General features: G+C 64.6%; 15 protein-coding genes. 4 read left to right on the forward strand and 11 right to left on the reverse strand.

What is annotated here, in order from left to right; translation table 11 throughout:
* Positions 1-58: 58 nt before the first annotated feature.
* The 7 genes from B2W55_RS31985 to uvrC all read right to left on the reverse strand — a co-directional run bounded on the left by B2W55_RS31985 (position 59) and on the right by uvrC (position 7126).
* Positions 59-913, reverse strand: a complete 855-nt coding sequence (locus tag B2W55_RS31985) for a TIGR01459 family HAD-type hydrolase (protein WP_024581108.1) — start codon at positions 911-913, stop codon at positions 59-61.
* A 15-nt stretch (positions 914-928) separates the two neighbouring features.
* Positions 929-2353 carry an EAL domain-containing protein gene (locus tag B2W55_RS31990; protein ID WP_024581107.1) on the reverse strand — a complete coding sequence of 475 codons (1425 nt, stop codon included), beginning with the start codon at positions 2351-2353 and terminating at the stop codon, positions 929-931.
* Positions 2354-2507: 154 nt separating this feature from the next.
* The gene (gene prmB / locus B2W55_RS31995) at positions 2508-3491 is read right to left on the reverse strand and encodes a 50S ribosomal protein L3 N(5)-glutamine methyltransferase (protein WP_024581106.1); all 984 of its coding nucleotides are present in this window, start codon (positions 3489-3491) and stop codon (positions 2508-2510) included.
* The gene (locus tag B2W55_RS32000) at positions 3491-3958 is read right to left on the reverse strand and encodes a molybdenum cofactor biosynthesis protein MoaE (RefSeq protein WP_024581105.1); all 468 of its coding nucleotides are present in this window, start codon (positions 3956-3958) and stop codon (positions 3491-3493) included. The genes prmB and B2W55_RS32000 overlap by 1 nt, the downstream gene beginning before the upstream one ends.
* A gap of 7 nt (positions 3959-3965) precedes the next feature.
* Complete coding sequence (gene moaD / locus B2W55_RS32005) at positions 3966-4217, reverse strand: molybdopterin converting factor subunit 1 (RefSeq protein WP_024581104.1); 252 nt, start codon at positions 4215-4217, stop codon at positions 3966-3968.
* Positions 4214-4828 (reverse strand): CDP-diacylglycerol--glycerol-3-phosphate 3-phosphatidyltransferase, encoded by a 615-nt coding sequence (pgsA, locus tag B2W55_RS32010; protein ID WP_016844474.1) that lies wholly within the window; start codon positions 4826-4828, stop codon positions 4214-4216. The genes moaD and pgsA overlap by 4 nt, the downstream gene beginning before the upstream one ends.
* A gap of 192 nt (positions 4829-5020) precedes the next feature.
* Positions 5021-7126: an excinuclease ABC subunit UvrC gene (uvrC, locus tag B2W55_RS32015; RefSeq protein ID WP_024581103.1), complete on the reverse strand. Its 2106-nt coding sequence runs from the start codon at positions 7124-7126 to the stop codon at positions 5021-5023.
* 264 nt (positions 7127-7390) lie between these two features.
* Here uvrC and B2W55_RS32020 point away from each other — a divergent pair, with 264 nt between their 5' ends.
* Positions 7391-8014: an outer membrane protein gene (locus tag B2W55_RS32020; RefSeq protein WP_024581102.1), complete on the forward strand. Its 624-nt coding sequence runs from the start codon at positions 7391-7393 to the stop codon at positions 8012-8014.
* 271 nt (positions 8015-8285) lie between these two features.
* Here the strand turns inward: B2W55_RS32020 and B2W55_RS32025 are convergent, their stop codons facing one another.
* The 4 genes from B2W55_RS32025 to B2W55_RS32040 form a co-directional block, all read right to left on the reverse strand.
* Positions 8286-8498, reverse strand: coding sequence for a cold-shock protein (locus B2W55_RS32025; protein ID WP_013501119.1), 213 nt, complete (start codon positions 8496-8498; stop codon positions 8286-8288).
* Positions 8499-8758: 260 nt separating this feature from the next.
* Positions 8759-9619 carry a 23S rRNA (adenine(2030)-N(6))-methyltransferase RlmJ gene (locus B2W55_RS32030; protein WP_024581101.1) on the reverse strand — a complete coding sequence of 287 codons (861 nt, stop codon included), beginning with the start codon at positions 9617-9619 and terminating at the stop codon, positions 8759-8761.
* A 164-nt stretch (positions 9620-9783) separates the two neighbouring features.
* Entirely contained in the window at positions 9784-10422 is a 639-nt protein-coding gene (locus tag B2W55_RS32035) for a ribonuclease T2 family protein (RefSeq protein WP_371412485.1), read from the reverse strand.
* Between the two features lie 161 nt (positions 10423-10583).
* Positions 10584-11060: a hypothetical protein gene (locus B2W55_RS32040; protein ID WP_024581099.1), complete on the reverse strand. Its 477-nt coding sequence runs from the start codon at positions 11058-11060 to the stop codon at positions 10584-10586.
* A gap of 166 nt (positions 11061-11226) precedes the next feature.
* Between B2W55_RS32040 and B2W55_RS32045 the strand changes: the two genes are divergently transcribed.
* The 3 genes from B2W55_RS32045 (at position 11227) to B2W55_RS32055 (ending at position 14859) form a co-directional block, all read left to right on the forward strand.
* Positions 11227-11526, forward strand: coding sequence for a hypothetical protein (locus B2W55_RS32045; RefSeq protein ID WP_024581098.1), 300 nt, complete (start codon positions 11227-11229; stop codon positions 11524-11526).
* Positions 11527-11569: 43 nt separating this feature from the next.
* Positions 11570-12100: a DUF3617 domain-containing protein gene (locus tag B2W55_RS32050; protein WP_024581097.1), complete on the forward strand. Its 531-nt coding sequence runs from the start codon at positions 11570-11572 to the stop codon at positions 12098-12100.
* A gap of 545 nt (positions 12101-12645) precedes the next feature.
* Positions 12646-14859: a TonB-dependent siderophore receptor gene (locus tag B2W55_RS32055; RefSeq protein WP_035635784.1), complete on the forward strand. Its 2214-nt coding sequence runs from the start codon at positions 12646-12648 to the stop codon at positions 14857-14859.

Raw genomic sequence — 14859 nt, forward strand, 5'->3', positions numbered from 1 at the left:
GCTCCTTTGCATGGGGTTGTTTTCGATATTTTGGCAGTGAGCCCCTGCGGAACTGCCCCTACCACTTCAGCTCGCGCATCAGCGCGCGCGGCGGATGGCCGAACAATTCCTTCACCGAGGCCGGATCGAGCTGCTCGATGCCCTCGAACTCCTCGGAATGGATGCCGCGGGTGACGAACAACAGGTCGATGCCGAAGGCATGGGCGCCGGTGAGGTCAGTGCGCACGGAATCCCCGATCGCGAGCACGCGGCCGAGCTCGGTCGGCTTTCCGCGGCGCTCGGCGGCCAGCGCCATCGCGCGCTCGTAGATCGGCCGATGTGGCTTGCCGTAGAAGATCACCTCGCCGTCGAGCTCGCGATAGAGTTCGGCGACCGCGCCGGCGCAGTAGATCAGCCGGTCGCCGCGCTCGACCACGATGTCCGGATTGGCGCAGACCAGCGTCAGCTTGCGCTGAAGCGCCTTTAGCAGGGTCTCGCGATAGTCCTCGGCGGATTCGGTCTCGTCGTCGAACAGGCCGGTGCAGATGATGTAGTCCGCCTGCTCCAGCGGCACCATCGTTGCATCGAGGCCGCGATGGATCGAGCTGTCGCGCTCCGGGCCGATCCAGAAGATCTTCTGGCCGGGATGATCGGCCACGAAGTGGCGCGTCAGATCGCCGGAGGAGACGATCGCGTCATAGGTGTCGTCCGCGACGCCGAGCTTGCGCAGCTGCCGTTGCACCGAATCGGCCGGCCGCGGCGCATTGGTGATCAGGATGACGGTGCCGCCGCGCTGGCGAAATGTGTGCAGCGCCTCGCAGGCCTCGGGAAACGATTCGAGCCCGTTGTGCACGACGCCCCAGATGTCCGACAGCACGACGTCGACATTGTCGACGAGGTCGCGCAGCCGCTCGACGAAACGCAGCGAGGTCATGATGCGGACTGCCGGTTAATTCGGACCGAGCGCGCGGCGAGCCAGCGCGGCGCTGCCGGTTGCGCGCGGCGGGGCTGCGGGGCTGGAGACAGGTGCTGACGTGCTGGCGCCATTGAGGTCCTGGGGGTTGGCCTGCGGAGCCTCGGCGGTAGCAGATGCCCCCTCCGGCCGCAACGGCCGCGGCGGCGCGAACAGGAACCCCTGGCCGAACCGGACGTCGTAGTCGAGCAGGTCGACCACCGAGCGCTCGCCCTCGATCCGTTCGGCGATCAGGTCGATGCCGTAGCGGCCGAGCAGGTCGGACAGGTCGGAGGGATGGATATCGGAAGCCGCGCTCTGCGCGGTGTCGAGCAGCAGCGCCGCCGGCACCTTGATGAAGCGGACGCCGCGATCGGCCAGCTCGCGCGGCTCGAGGCGAAGGTCGCTGACATGATCGATCGAGAACCGGTAGCCGCGCTGCGACAGCGCCGCGAGGTTCTCGCTCTCGACGGGACCGAGGTTGCGGAAGGTGGCCTGCTTGAACTCGAGCACGAAGGACGGCGCCAGCGCGCGGTTGGCTTCGAGGAAGTCGAGACACTGGGTGAAATGCGTCGGGTCCGACAGCGTCGCCGCTGACACGTTGCAGAACACGCCGACATCCTTGCTGCGGATCATCAGGCGGCGCAGCACCTGGACGCAGCGAAGCATCACCATGTGATCGATGCGCCCGATCAGGCCGCCGGCCTCGGCCGCCTCGATGAAGTCGTCGGCGGCGAGCACCTGGTCGCGCTCGTCGCGCAGCCGCGTCACCGCCTCGTAATAACGCACCTTGCGCTGCGGCAAGGTCACCATCGGCTGAAGGTAGATGTCGAGGCGGTTCTGCTCGATCGCGTTTCTGATCGCGCCGACAAGCTGGGCCTGGCCGCGCGAGATCGCCGATTGCGGCGAGGGGGGTGGTGGCGGCGCGAAGACGACGGTCGGCGCCGGCGGCATCGGTTGCAGCAGGTCGGCCCGCGGCGGCGCCATAGGAGCAGCGACAGGCTGCACCGCCGGACCCGAAGCCAGCAGATCCTCATGGTGGGCGACGGATGCCGCCAGCTGCCGCACCAGTCCGCCGAGTTCGTTGATCTCGCCGGCCATGCCCTGCATCCGGTCGGCACCGGTGGAATTGGCCGAGGCGACCCGGCCCTCGACCGCGGCCAGCCGCCGGCCGAATTCGGCGACCTGGCGGGCGAGGTCGGCGGTGCCGCGCGACAGGTCCGCGATCTGGCTGCCGACATCGCTGCGGTCGCGCAATCGCATCGAGACGGCGTTGTAGAGGATCAGGCAGGTGAGGGCGGTGAGCGCCACGATCGCCGATTCCGATCCGCTGATGCCCGCCACCGAGTACAGGACGAAGCCCAAAGAGGCTGCGACCAGCACCATGCAGATGGCGATGAAGATCGTCGAAATCCGAATCATGTCGCGCGCCCGCGCCCTCCGTCCGTGCGTCCCCGGAACGCGACCTTAGCACCATTGTTGATTCGACGCGGCAGTGATCTGGGGAACCGGCTGGAGCTGCACATGATTTTCGCTTCGCCGGGGACCGTAATGCTCCGGACCGGGCCGGGTTCGGTCAGAGGTCGGCGGCGGCGATCCAGAACACCTCGCCCTCGGAGTCCTCGGTGTCGAGCCAGAGCAGCGGCAGATTCGGATAGGCGGCTTCGAGATTGTCGCGGCCGCGGCCGATCTCGCACAGCAGGCCGCCCTGCGGGGTGAGATGCTGCTTCGCCTCGTCAAGCAGGCGGCGGACGATGTCGAGCCCGTCGGGGCCACCGTCGAATGCGATCTTCGGCTCGGCGCGGCACTCGCGCGGCAGCGCGGCCATGCCCTCGGCGTCGACATAGGGCGGGTTGGAAATGATCAGGTCGTAGCTGTTGTCGCCGAGCGGCTTGAACAGGTCGCCCCGATGCAGCGTCAGGCGGTCGTTGAGGCCGTGGTCGGCGACGTTGCGCGCGGCGACCTCGAGCGCATCCTTTGAGATATCGACCGCGTCGACCGCGGCATTGGCGAAATGCCGGGCGGCCAGGATCGCAAGGCAGCCGGAGCCGGTGCAGAGGTCGAGCACGCTCTCCACGTCAGCCGGATCGCCGATCAGCGAGCTGCCGTCCTCGTCGCCGCCGAAATGCGAATCCAGCAATTCGCCGATGAAGGAGCGCGGCACGATGGTGCGCTCGTCGACGTAGAACGGCAGGCCGCGCATGTAGACCTTGTTGACGAGATAGGCCGCCGGTTTGCGCGTCGCGACCCGGCGCTCGATCAGGTCGAGGATCTGCTTGCCTTCGCTCACCGTGACGCGGGCGTTGGCAAAATTCTCGAACTGCTCGGGATGCAGATGCAGCGTCTCGGAGATCAGGAACGCGGCCTCGGCCACCGGATCGGTGGTGCCGTGCGCGAACACCAGTTGGGCCGCGTTGAAGCGGCTCGTCGCATAGCGCAGGAAATCGAACAGGGTGTGCAGCTCGCCGGCGCCGACCTTGGGCGCCTTCACGGACGCTTTGTTGGACGTTTTCGACACGGCCGGGATGCGCCTCGCCGGCACCTTGCTGCGCTTGGCCATCAGGATTTGGTCCAGCGCGCGGCGGCGTCGTCGTCGTGGTCGCGCGCCTCGATCCAGTTCGTGCCGCGGGCACTTTCCTCGCGCTTCCAGAACGGCGCGCTGGTCTTCAGATAATCCATCAGGAACTCGGCGGCCTCGAACGCGGCCTGCCGGTGCGCCGAGGCGGTTACGACCAGCACGATGTTCTCGCCCGGCGCGATGCGGCCGAAGCGATGGATGACGGTAAGGCCCTGCAACGGCCAGCGCGCCAGCGCCTCGTCGGCGTGACGCCCAATCTCGGCTTCCGCCATTTCAGGATAATGTTCGAGCGTCAGTGCTGCGATCGGCTCGCCCTGCTCGCTGCCGCGGCAGATGCCGCTGAAGCTGACGACCGCGCCGATATCGGTGCGGCCCTGGCTGAGGCCTGCGATCTCGCGCGCGACATCGAAGTCGGCTTGCTGGATACGGATGGTTGCAGCGACGGCCATGGGGAATTTAACCGCCGGTCATCGGCGGGAAGAACGCGATCTCGCGGGCGCCGACGATCGCCGCATCCTGCTTGACATGGGCGTGGTCGATCGCGGCGCGGATCACCGTGGGCTTCTCGAAGGCATAAGCGTAGGCGTCGTCACGCGCGGTGAGCCAGCCGATCAGGTCGGCGACGGTGCGCACCTCGGCCGGCGGCTCGACGGTCTCCTCGGCCTTGCCGACGCGCTCGCGGACCCAGGCGAAGTATTTCAGCTTCATCCCTCATCCTCCTTGATGAGGTGATGGATGCCGGCGCGGAAGTAATCCCAGCCGGTGTAGATCGTGAAGATCGCCGACATCCACAGCAGCACGATGCCGATCAGGGTGGTAGCAGGAAACACCTGCTCGCCGGCTTCACCGGCGATCAAAAAGCCGATCGCCACCAGCTGGATCGTGGTCTTCCATTTCGCCAGCTTGGTGACGGGAACGCTGACCCTGAGCCCCGCGAGATATTCGCGCAGGCCCGAGACCAGAATCTCGCGGCACAGGATCACGATCGCCGCCCACAGCGTCCAGCCATGGATCGAGTTGTCGGCGGCCAGCATCAGCAGGCTGGAGGCGACCAGGAGCTTGTCGGCGATCGGATCGAGCATCCGGCCGAAGGCGGACTGCTGGTCCCACATCCGGGCATAGTAGCCGTCGAGATAGTCGGTGATCCCCGCCGCAATGAATACCGCCAGCGCCACCCAGCGTAGCCACAGCGGGCCGTCCAGGATCGACTGCCAGTAGACGCAGCCGATCACCACCGGGATCGCGGCGATCCGGGCGTAGGTCAGGATATTCGGGAGGGACATGGTCTTGGTCTGTCCCCGGGTCGTGGCGATGTTCATCCGTCCTACCAATACCGCTGAAGCAAGAAGGTCAACCGTGCGGGCGCCAAAGCGCGGCAACATTACGCGGAATCGTCATGGCGCCTCAGCTCGTTGTTCAAGCGTGATCTTTTCGGAACGTTGCCTGACACTTTTCCGCATCATGCCCTAGATGCCCTGTCGCAGGCGACGCCCTGATGAATAGCCTTTGGTTTAGCCCGGCTGGGCGTGGAAAAACTCGAAAATCTTGCGGGCGCTCTCGGCGCTGACGCCTGGAACCTTGCCAAGATCGGCGATCGAGGCCCGCTCGATCTCCTTGAGCGTTCCGAAGTGATGCAGCAAGGCACGTTTGCGCGACGGGCCGATCCCCGGGATCTCCTGCAATCCGGCCTCGCGGATGTCCTTCTTGCGCAGCTTGCGATGCGAGCCGATCACGAAGCGGTGGGCCTCGTCGCGCAGCCGCTGGATGAAATACAGCACCGGGTCGCGCGGCTCCAGCTTGATGGCTTCGCGGTCCGGCATGAACAGGGTTTCGCGCCCGGCGTCGCGCTCCGGCCCCTTGGCCACCGCCATCAGCGAGACCTGGGTCAGTCCGAGGTTCTGGAAGATCTCTCTCACCGCGTTGAGCTGGCCGCGGCCGCCGTCGATGATGACGAGGTCAGGCCATTGCGGGAACGAATCGTCGTCCGCCTTGTCGTTTGCGCCGTCCTTGGCGGCCTCATCCTCCGGCGGTTTCAGGCGCCGCTTGAAGCGACGTTCCAGCACCTCGCGCATCATCCCGTAGTCGTCGCCGGGCGTCAGCCCCTGCGACTTGATGTTGAACTTGCGGTACTGGTTCTTCATGAACCCGTCGGGCCCGGCCACGATCATCGCGCCGACCGCGTTGGTGCCCTGGATGTGGCTGTTGTCGTAGACCTCGATGCGCTTTGGCGTATGCGGCAGGCCGAGCGTGGTGACCATGCCCTCCAGCAGCCGGCTCTGGGTTGCGGTGTCGGCGAGCTTGCGGCCGAGCGCTTCACGCGCGTTGGTGAGCGCGTGGCCGATCAGCTCTTTCTTCTCGCCGCGCTTCGGCACCGAGACCTCGACCTTGGATCCGGCCTTGACCGAGAGCGCGTCGGCGAGCAGCGCGCTTTCCTCGATCTCGTGCGACAGCAGGATCAGCTTTGGCGGCGGCTTGTCGTCATAGAATTGCGCGAGGAACGAGGACAGCACCTCCTCGGGAGTGAAGCTCTTCTCGGCTTTCGGGAAATAGGCGCGGTTGCCCCAGTTCTGGCCGGTGCGGAAGAAGAACACCTCGACGCAGGAATAGCCGCCCTCCTGGTGGATCGCGAACACATCGGCTTCTTCCACCGTGCGCGGATTGATGCCCTGCTGCGACTGGATCGCCGACAGCGCCGCGAGGCGGTCCCGATACAGTGCCGCGGTCTCGAACTCGAGCTCGCCGGAGGCCTTCTCCATCTCGGCGGCGAGCAATTCCTTCACCGCGTGGCTGCGGCCGGAGAGGAATTCGGTCGCCTCGCGCACCAACTCGCTGTAGCCGGGGAAATCGATCTCGCGGGTGCAGGGGCCGGCGCAGCGCTTGATCTGATAGAGCAGGCAGGGCCGGGTGCGGCTTTCGAAGAAGCCGTCGGTGCAGGAGCGGATCAGGAAGGCGCGCTGCAGCGCCGTGATGGTGCGGTTGACCGCGCCGGCATTGGCGAACGGGCCGAAATAGCGGCCGGGCCGCGACTGCGCGCCGCGATGCTTGAGGATCTGCGGCGCCCAGTGGTCGCCCGAGATCAGAATGTACGGAAATGATTTGTCATCGCGCAGTTGCACATTGAAACGTGGACGAAGCTGCTTGATCAGATTGGCTTCGAGCAGCAGCGCCTCGGTCTCGGTCATGGTCGAGACGATCTCGACATGCGTGGTCGCCGCGATCATCCGCAGGATGCGTGCCGGCAGCGGCGCGTTGGCCCGCGCGTAGGACGACAGCCGCTTTTTGACGTTCTTCGCCTTGCCGACATAGAGCACGTCGTTGGCGGCGTTGAGCATGCGGTAGACGCCGGGCGAGGTCGGGGCCAGCCGCACCGCGTTCTCGATCGCGGCATGACCGACCGAGAGCGTTCCCTCGGCAACCGCCTCGTTGCCGTCCTCCGCGGCGTCGGGCAGGCGTGCGTCATCCTCGTCCTCGGCGGCGGAGGTTTCGGGATCGACGTCGCTGGTGTCGAGCGTCAGGTCGGCCCTTGTCAGGTCATCCTGCGGCAGATCGGACTTTGAACCGCGTCGCCCCTTGATCTTGGGGGCCGGCGCCGGACTCTCGGGAGAATCGTGAACCATGGGCCGTAAACTAAGCGCTCGGGCGACCGGTCGCCAGCGTTGGCGGTGTTCAAAAACAACCCCGATTGCAGCAGGTTACTGCCGCTGCACGACCGCCGGAGCGGGCCGGTAACATCTTGTTAAGACTGATGAGCGGGACGGTAACCGGGCTTAACAGCCCTTTAACTTAAAACTCTCGATAAACCTTAGCGAAAAAAGTGGAATTCCGTAACCACGCCGGCCCTGGGCCCGCGGGCTGCGGCAGTTGCGTGGTGGAGAGTACCAATGACCCGGTTTGTTGCGCGTGCGCTCGCATTGATCGTCGCAGGCTGGATGAGCTCGGCCGCGGCGGCCGACCTCAACTACGGATCGCCCTACACCGTCTATCAGCCGCTCAATGCCTATAGCTGGGCCGGCCCCTATCTCGGCGGCAACATCGGTTACGGCTGGGGTTCGGTCGAGAACAATCCGACCAAGCCGTCGGGCTTCGCCGGCGGCGTGCAGGCCGGCTACAATTTCCAGAACGGCTCACCCTGGGTGTTCGGTTTCGAGGCCGATATCCAGGGCACCACCGCGGATGACCGGTTCGCACCCTGGAAATTCTCCAACCCGTGGTTCGGCACGGTGCGTGGCCGCGCCGGCTATGCGGTCAACAACGTGCTGTTCTATGCGACTGGCGGTCTCGCCTTCGGCGAGCTTCGCGGCGAGACCTTCGGTGTATCAGAGAGCCACACCAACGCCGGCTTCACCGTCGGCGCCGGCGCCGAAATGGGCTTTGCCCCGAACTGGAGCGCCAAGATCGAGTATCTCTACGTCGATCTCGCCAACAGCAACTTCACGATCACCGGCGGTGCGTCGAACGGCTACAGCTTCAGCCTGGTTCGCGCCGGCATCAACTATCACTTCTGAGAACAAGAAAACGTCTGATCTCAACTCCCGGCCGCGCCTCGCGCGGCCGGGTTTTTCTTTGTGCTGACGATCTCGACGTTGCGTGCGGCAGCATGCGCCGCGGCATCCGCCGATCAAATCGGTGGGCCGCACGCTTCGAATATGCGGGCGGCGCAAGTCGCGTCCGCATCATGCAGGTTGGTCGTGCAGCGAGCGCGAGTACGCTCGGCAGTCAACTCACACGCAACGTTTCAATCGGCTTTCATCACGGGCAGCGCAACGCGAGCGCTCATCATGAAACCACCAGGTTGACCGCCTTCGGGCCCTTGCCCTTCTTGTCGGGTTCAACCTCGAAACTAATGCGCTGTCCTTCAGTCAGGTCCTTCAATCCTGCACGCTCGACAGCAGTGATGTGAACGAACACATCGCGGCCGCCATCGTCAGGTTTGATGAAGCCGTAGCCCCGCTCTCCGTTGAAGAACTTGACTGTCCCAGTCATGGCCATCGGGAAACTCCTCCCCCGTATTGCTCCACCGCTACGCGCACGCCGCGTAGCGTTGACCGACATTCGCTTGTCGGAAGCCTGGCCACCTGAACAGGCCGGCGTCACGCCGCCGGTCTGCCTGGATTTTATTTCGGCCTTGTCACTCCGCCGCAACCATTCGCGGAAGCGGAACGTAAAGCCAGTCGTAACAGGATGAGCATAATACGGTTCCGCGCAGATTGCCTATGCTCAAAATCGAACTTTTCAGTGGGTGCTGTCGATCAAGGTTTAGGCGTCTCGAGTCTGAAGCGCGCTGCGCCGCCCTGACCAAGCGGCTTCTCGAGTTCGGGCAGGATGATCTTCAGTTCGCCCGCCAGCGTCCATGGCGGATTCACGATCAAAAGACCGGTGGAAACGAGGCCGGCGTCGGCTTCTTGCGGCGCCACACTGAATTCCAAACGCAAGCACTTGCCGGCGGGCCGGCTGCTTGCTGCTGCGGCAGCCACGCTGCGCGCGAGCTCGTCGGTGGCTCTCCGGGATTTTACGGGGTACCACAAGAGATAGGCACCGGTCGGCCACTTCGCGTACGCTTCGGCGAACGCACGGGCCAGCCGCTCGAACTCGTCCTTTGCCTCGAACGGCGGATCGATCAGCACCAGGCCACGCCGCTCGTTCGGCGGCACGAATGCGGGCAGCGCCGTCCAGCCGTCGAGATAGACGACGCGTGCCTGCGCATCGCGCCGCAATGCGTCGATCAATTGCTTGCGCGCGGTCGGTTCGATCTCGCAGGCGGTGAGGCGGTCTTGCGGACGCAGCAGCGCGCGCGCGATCAGCGGTGAGCCGGGATAAGCTTTCAGTTCGCCGCGCGGATTGAATGCCCTGACGATGTCGAGATAGGGCGCGATCAATGGCAGCGCCTGGTCGGAGAGCCGCGCCTGCATCAGCCGCGCGATGCCGGTGAGCCATTCGCCGCCGCGCTGCGCTTCGCTCGACGTCAGGTCATAGAGCCCGGCGCCGGCATGGGTGTCGATGACGCGGAACGCGGCCTGCTTGTCCTGTAGATAGGTGAGCATGCGGACCAGCACGATGTGCTTGATGACGTCGGCAAAGTTGCCGGCATGAAAGGCGTGACGGTAGTTCATGCTGTGATCGCGCTGCGCTCCAAAGGGAGTGCATGTTGTACTGCGTGATGCCCGCGCTTGTCCCGGCCATCTACGCGACATCAGCTTGTTTCGTGACGACGTCGATAGCCGGACGGTGCGCACGAAGGCGCGCACCCTTCCGCCCGGCAGCGATGGGGAGGGCTTCAGCCGCCGCGAACCGGCGGCATCACCACCTGATCGCGGCGGCAGGCGCGGCGATCGACTTCCTCGCAGGCGCGGAATTGCAGGTCCTTGCTCATGCAGATCCGCACCTCACTGAGCCGGCCGCTGTTGCAGGTCACCGAGATCGCCGAGTTGCTGAGCCCCGGATTGGCCTTGATGAACGCGGTTTCCAGCTCGTCGGGCGCGATCGTCTTCGGCTCCGACAATTGCAGGAATTCCTCGGGGATCTTCACCGCGGCGCGCGCCTTGCGGATCGCTTCGAAATAGGCGCGTTCGCCGAGGCCGGAGCAGGTGCCGTGCTTGTCCCACTCATTGTAGATCAGCCCGGGCGCGGGCATCAGGTCGAGCATCGAGGTCATGATGTTGCGCGCGAGCCGCGGCGAGGGCCGCTGGCAGTATTCCGGAAAGCCCCGCTCATATTGCGGCCACAGCCCGTGCACCACGAAGGAGTAGGGCCGTCCGCCGCATTGCGCCTGCGTGCCGCGGCCATTGTTGCCACGCTCGCTCGCCGCCTCGCAGAACGAAGGCGACCATGACAGCGACAGCACATAGAAATCGAACTCACCCGGCGCGTTCTGGCGGCGATCCTGGGCCGAGGCACCAGCCGCACCGCACAGCATCAAGGCAGCGGAAATCAGAAATCGGGAAATGGTGACCAACCGAGGCATCAAACGCTCCCCTCACGCGACTGTTCCAAGCCTAGCAGGCATTTGGAACATTACAAGAACAAAAGCCGCCGTCTGGATGGCGGCGGCTTCCGTTTGACCAAGCTGGCCGGAGATCAGGGGCGCGCGGCCCTGCAAGACGGGTTGTACGCCCAGTTGCGGTCGAGCCCGGTCACGCACCATTCGACGCCGTCGGCAAATCCGCTGAAGCCGCCGTCCTCGATGATCGAGTAGTGCACGGTGCGGACCTTGCCGTCGCTCAGCATCACGTCGCCCGCGCAGTAGCGGCGCGGAATGTTGTCGGACTGCCAGGGCCGAAACGCGGTTTCGTGGATCCGGCTGAAGCCGGTGATCACCAGCGGCGAATTCCAGAAGGTGGCTTCCTTCTCATTGAATTGATAGCTGATCGACGGCAGGGCCCGCTCGCACGGTGCCACATTGCCGTCGTAACGCGGTCCCGACAGCCCGAAATTCAATTCGAACGGATTGGCCGCCTGGGCCGTACCGCCGAACGCCAAAAGGCCGAACACAAGTGCGGCACCGACACCGAGGCTTTGGCCGAGTTTATTGCGGGAGTTGAACAGGTTGCGCATGGGAATCCACCCGATTATCCGATGCGGCGGACGGTGCCGTGAAGCCCAGGCAAGGTCAAGTGCAGCGCGGCAACACCTGCGGAGAAGTCCGCCTCTGGCGGCCGGCTCGTTCTTTTCACGGTGGCCGGCGCACTCTATGTTGGGCCTCAGCGAAATGGAGTCTGCGATGCGAAGGAAGTTGGCCGCGTGCCTTGTTGCCGTTTGCGGGATGCTGGCCGTTGGTTCGGCGCGGGCCGATTGGTTGCAGCCGGTGCCGGCGTTCAAGGGCAATGATACCGGCGGTATCATCGCCTACTCACTGGCGACCCAGACCGACGCACGGCAGCTCGCCGTCGATCACTGCGCCTCCTACGGCAAGGTCGCCAAGTTCCTCGCGGTGCAGCGCTATCCGGGCGGCTATGTTTCGTTCGCCTGCCGCTGGGTGCCCTATGGAGCGGCTGAGAGACCGCTGCGCACGCGGTACTGAGGCCGCTCTCAATTCCTCGATCGTCCAGCCGGGAGCTCACCGCATGACCCGACAGCTTGCCTTGTTTGGTTCGGCCATTTGCCTCGTCCTGTCCACCGGCGCCGCAAGCGCCGTCGACCTGCCGATCCGCAAGCCGGGCCTGTGGGAAATGAAAATGCTGCGCACCGGCGGCCCGATGCCGGAAATCACCATGCAGCACTGCACCGACGAGACCACCGACAAGGAAATGAGCGCGGCGGCCTCGCCGATGGCCAAGGAAGTCTGTTCCAAGCACGACGTCCAGAAGACCGCCACCGGCTATGTCAGCGATAGCGTGTGCAGCGTCGCGGGCATGACGGTGCAGGGGCACTCCGAGATCGTCGGCGATTTCAATTCCGCCTATACGGTCAAGAGCACCTCGCACTCCGAGGGCGGCGCGGCCGGGACCCGCGACACCACGATGACCATCGAGGCGAAGTGGCTCGGCGCCTGCAAGAGCGACCAGAAGCCGGGCGACATCATCATGCCCGGCGGCATGAAGATGAACGTCAAGGACATGGAAAAGCTGAAGGGCCTGCTGCCCAAGCAGAAATAGCCGCAGCCCATTCGTCTGCCGCCCGATAGTTGAACACGGCCTCTCCGATGCGGAGAGGCCGTTTTGCTTTTGACCCATCACTGCACGCAGACTGCGATGCGTCACGTCGCAATGACGCGGATTGTCGATGTCGAAGACATCGCGCGCGACCACGTCATGTACGCGAGCGCCGCAAGATGAAATCAACATCATTGCGAGGGCGCATGACACCTGGTGCGAGAGATATGTGAGAGCGAAGACGCGCATCGGCTCATCGCGTTGAAGAGCTTGCTGCGACAACATGTCGGTTTTGAATCGCTCCAATGTCGTGCGTCGCGCGTGCTTCTATCGATTCTATTTTGCGCGTGTGGAGTTTCACTCATCGCGCCGATAGAAGTCCGCCTCGATCGTCGCTCGCTTCATCACGCGCGAGCGGCTCGATCGAAGATCAATCGGGGCATCTGGGGATTTGTTCGGTGGGAATGGGGTCGCGACGCAAGCATGGCTTGCTTGCATCAACGGCTGCGATCAATGCAGCGTTTCTCGGTTCGGTCTTGCTTGTGCCAATGAGCACGAACGTCGCCAGCGCTCAGGCACAGAGCAGCGCCCCGCAAAATAACACGACCGCGCTTCCCGCAGTCACGGTCGAAGATCCCGGCGCCGCCAGGAAGCGCAGTGCCGTCGCTTCAACTCGCCGCGCCAGCGCCTCGCGCGCGGCCGCGGCGAGCCGCCGCGTTGGCGCTGCAACGCCCGCTCAGAGTCAGGCTCCGCGGTCGCAGGGCGCCGGCGGCGCGATCGGCACGACGACCGGCTATGTCGCGACCGGCAGCACGGCGGGCACCAAGACCAACACGGCGCTGATCGAGACGCCGCAGTCGCTTTCCGTGGTCACGCAAAAGGAGCTCAGGGATCGCAACGTTCAGACGCTCAAGGATGCCGTCAATTACACGCCCGGCGTGACGACGACGGCGTTCGGCTATGATCCGCGGTTCGACAGCTTCTACATCCGCGGCTTCGATGCGACCTATACCGGGATCTATCGCGACGGGCTGCGCCAGGGCGGCGGCAACTTCGCCATTCCCAAGATCGAGCCTTGGGGTCTCGACAGCGTGTCGATCCTGCGCGGCCCGGCTTCCGGCCTCTACGGCCTTGGCTCTCCGGGAGGCATCGTCGACGTCACCACCAAGCGGCCGACCATGACGCCGTTCGGCGAGGTGCAGCTTCAGGCCGGCAACTATGATCGTTACCAGGGCAGCTTCGATATCGGTGGGCCGGTGCCCGGCAGCGACCAATTGTACTACCGCCTGACCGGTCTGCTGCGTGACGCAAAGACCTGGTATCCCGGCAATGACGACGATCGCGCCTATATCGCGCCGGCCCTGACCTGGCGGCCGGACGCCGATACGTCCTTCACCATCCTGAGCGAATATCAAACCAGCCGGACCGCCGCGAGCATCGGCAATTTCAACTCGCCCGACGGACAATTGACCAACATCTATTCGAACGACCCGGCGTTCAGCGCGATGGACCAGAAGCAGTATCGGATCGGCTACGCGTTCGAGCACAATGTCGACGACGTGTGGACGGTGCGGCAGAACTTCCGCTTCTACCAGGTCGACGTCGACGCGAAATACACCCAGATCGATTCCATCGACAGCGGCACCAATCTGGCCTCGCGCTCCGCCTGGCGGATCCTCGACAGCTTCAACACCGTCACGCTCGACAATCAGGCCGAGGCCAAGTTCATGCTCGGCGCGATCCGGAACACGGCGCTGTTCGGCGTCGACTACGGTCATTCCTACTACAACGACAAGATCGGTTACGGAGCGGCGCCCGACCTCAATCTGCTGACGATGAACTACGGCGCCCAGGCCATTGCCACGCCGTCATTCTCGATCTTCAACAAGCAGTCCACCGACGAGGTCGGTGTCTATGTGCAGGAGCAGGCCAAGCTCGGCGGCTTCGTCCTGACGCTCAATGGTCGCCAGAGCTGGGTCTCCCAGACCACGACGGCGGGTCTCGACGGCGTGCCGTCGACGCAGAAGGCCAACGCCTTCACCGGCCGCGCGGGCCTCTCCTACGTGTTCGACAACGGCATTGCGCCCTATGTGAGCTACGCGACGGCCTTCGCCCCGCAGGTCGGCCTCGACGTATCGGGATCGCCGTTCAGGCCGACCACCGGCGAGCAGAAGGAGATCGGCATCAAGTACCAGATGCCGCAGGTTCCACTGCTGTTGACCGCCGCGGTGTTCGACATCACCCAGGACAACGTGCTGCGCACCGATCCCAGCAACATGGCCTTCCAGGCGGCAACCGGGCAGGTCGAATCCAAGGGCGTCGAGCTCGAGGCGAAGCTGGCGCTCAAGCAGGGATTCGATCTCACCGCGGCCTACACCCATCTCAACGTCGTCATCAACCAGGGCAATCCCGACACGACCGGCAATGAGCTCTCCGGCATCCCGCGCAATTCCTTCGCCGCGTTCGGCAAATACACCTTCCAGTCCGGCGTCCCGGTCGAAGGGCTCGGGCTCGGCCTCGGTGTCCGCTACATCGGCACCAACTTCGGCAACGACCAGAACACGTTCCAGAACGCGGCGACGACGCTGTTCGATGCCGTGATCGATTACGATCTGGGCAAGCTCGACCGGCGGATGCTCGGGGCCACCATGCGCCTGAACGCGACCAACCTGTTCGACACGCAGTACCAGACCTGTCAGTCCGGCTATTGTTACTCGGGCGCACGGCGTCAGGTCATCGGCACCTTGTCGTATCGTTGGTAA

The organism is Bradyrhizobium sp. UBA2491, assembly GCF_002341725.1.
Lineage (GTDB): Bacteria > Pseudomonadota > Alphaproteobacteria > Rhizobiales > Xanthobacteraceae > Bradyrhizobium.

What these genes read in the sequence shown, in the direction of transcription:
- B2W55_RS31985 (WP_024581108.1), bottom strand. Translation starts at nt 913, where the DNA reads ATGACCTCGCTGCGTTTCGTCGAGCGGCTGCGCGACCTCGTCGACAAT.
- B2W55_RS31990 (WP_024581107.1), bottom strand. Translation starts at nt 2,353, where the DNA reads ATGATTCGGATTTCGACGATCTTCATCGCCATCTGCATGGTGCTGGTC.
- prmB (WP_024581106.1), bottom strand. Translation starts at nt 3,491, where the DNA reads ATGGCCAAGCGCAGCAAGGTGCCGGCGAGGCGCATCCCGGCCGTGTCG.
- B2W55_RS32000 (WP_024581105.1), bottom strand. Translation starts at nt 3,958, where the DNA reads ATGGCCGTCGCTGCAACCATCCGTATCCAGCAAGCCGACTTCGATGTC.
- moaD (WP_024581104.1), bottom strand. Translation starts at nt 4,217, where the DNA reads ATGAAGCTGAAATACTTCGCCTGGGTCCGCGAGCGCGTCGGCAAGGCC.
- pgsA (WP_016844474.1), bottom strand. Translation starts at nt 4,828, where the DNA reads ATGAACATCGCCACGACCCGGGGACAGACCAAGACCATGTCCCTCCCG.
- uvrC (WP_024581103.1), bottom strand. Translation starts at nt 7,126, where the DNA reads ATGGTTCACGATTCTCCCGAGAGTCCGGCGCCGGCCCCCAAGATCAAG.
- B2W55_RS32020 (WP_024581102.1), top strand. Translation starts at nt 7,391, where the DNA reads ATGACCCGGTTTGTTGCGCGTGCGCTCGCATTGATCGTCGCAGGCTGG.
- B2W55_RS32025 (WP_013501119.1), bottom strand. Translation starts at nt 8,498, where the DNA reads ATGGCCATGACTGGGACAGTCAAGTTCTTCAACGGAGAGCGGGGCTAC.
- B2W55_RS32030 (WP_024581101.1), bottom strand. Translation starts at nt 9,619, where the DNA reads ATGAACTACCGTCACGCCTTTCATGCCGGCAACTTTGCCGACGTCATC.
- B2W55_RS32035 (WP_371412485.1), bottom strand. Translation starts at nt 10,422, where the DNA reads ATGCTGTGCGGTGCGGCTGGTGCCTCGGCCCAGGATCGCCGCCAGAAC.
- B2W55_RS32040 (WP_024581099.1), bottom strand. Translation starts at nt 11,060, where the DNA reads ATGCGCAACCTGTTCAACTCCCGCAATAAACTCGGCCAAAGCCTCGGT.
- B2W55_RS32045 (WP_024581098.1), top strand. Translation starts at nt 11,227, where the DNA reads ATGCGAAGGAAGTTGGCCGCGTGCCTTGTTGCCGTTTGCGGGATGCTG.
- B2W55_RS32050 (WP_024581097.1), top strand. Translation starts at nt 11,570, where the DNA reads ATGACCCGACAGCTTGCCTTGTTTGGTTCGGCCATTTGCCTCGTCCTG.
- B2W55_RS32055 (WP_035635784.1), top strand. Translation starts at nt 12,646, where the DNA reads ATGAGCACGAACGTCGCCAGCGCTCAGGCACAGAGCAGCGCCCCGCAA.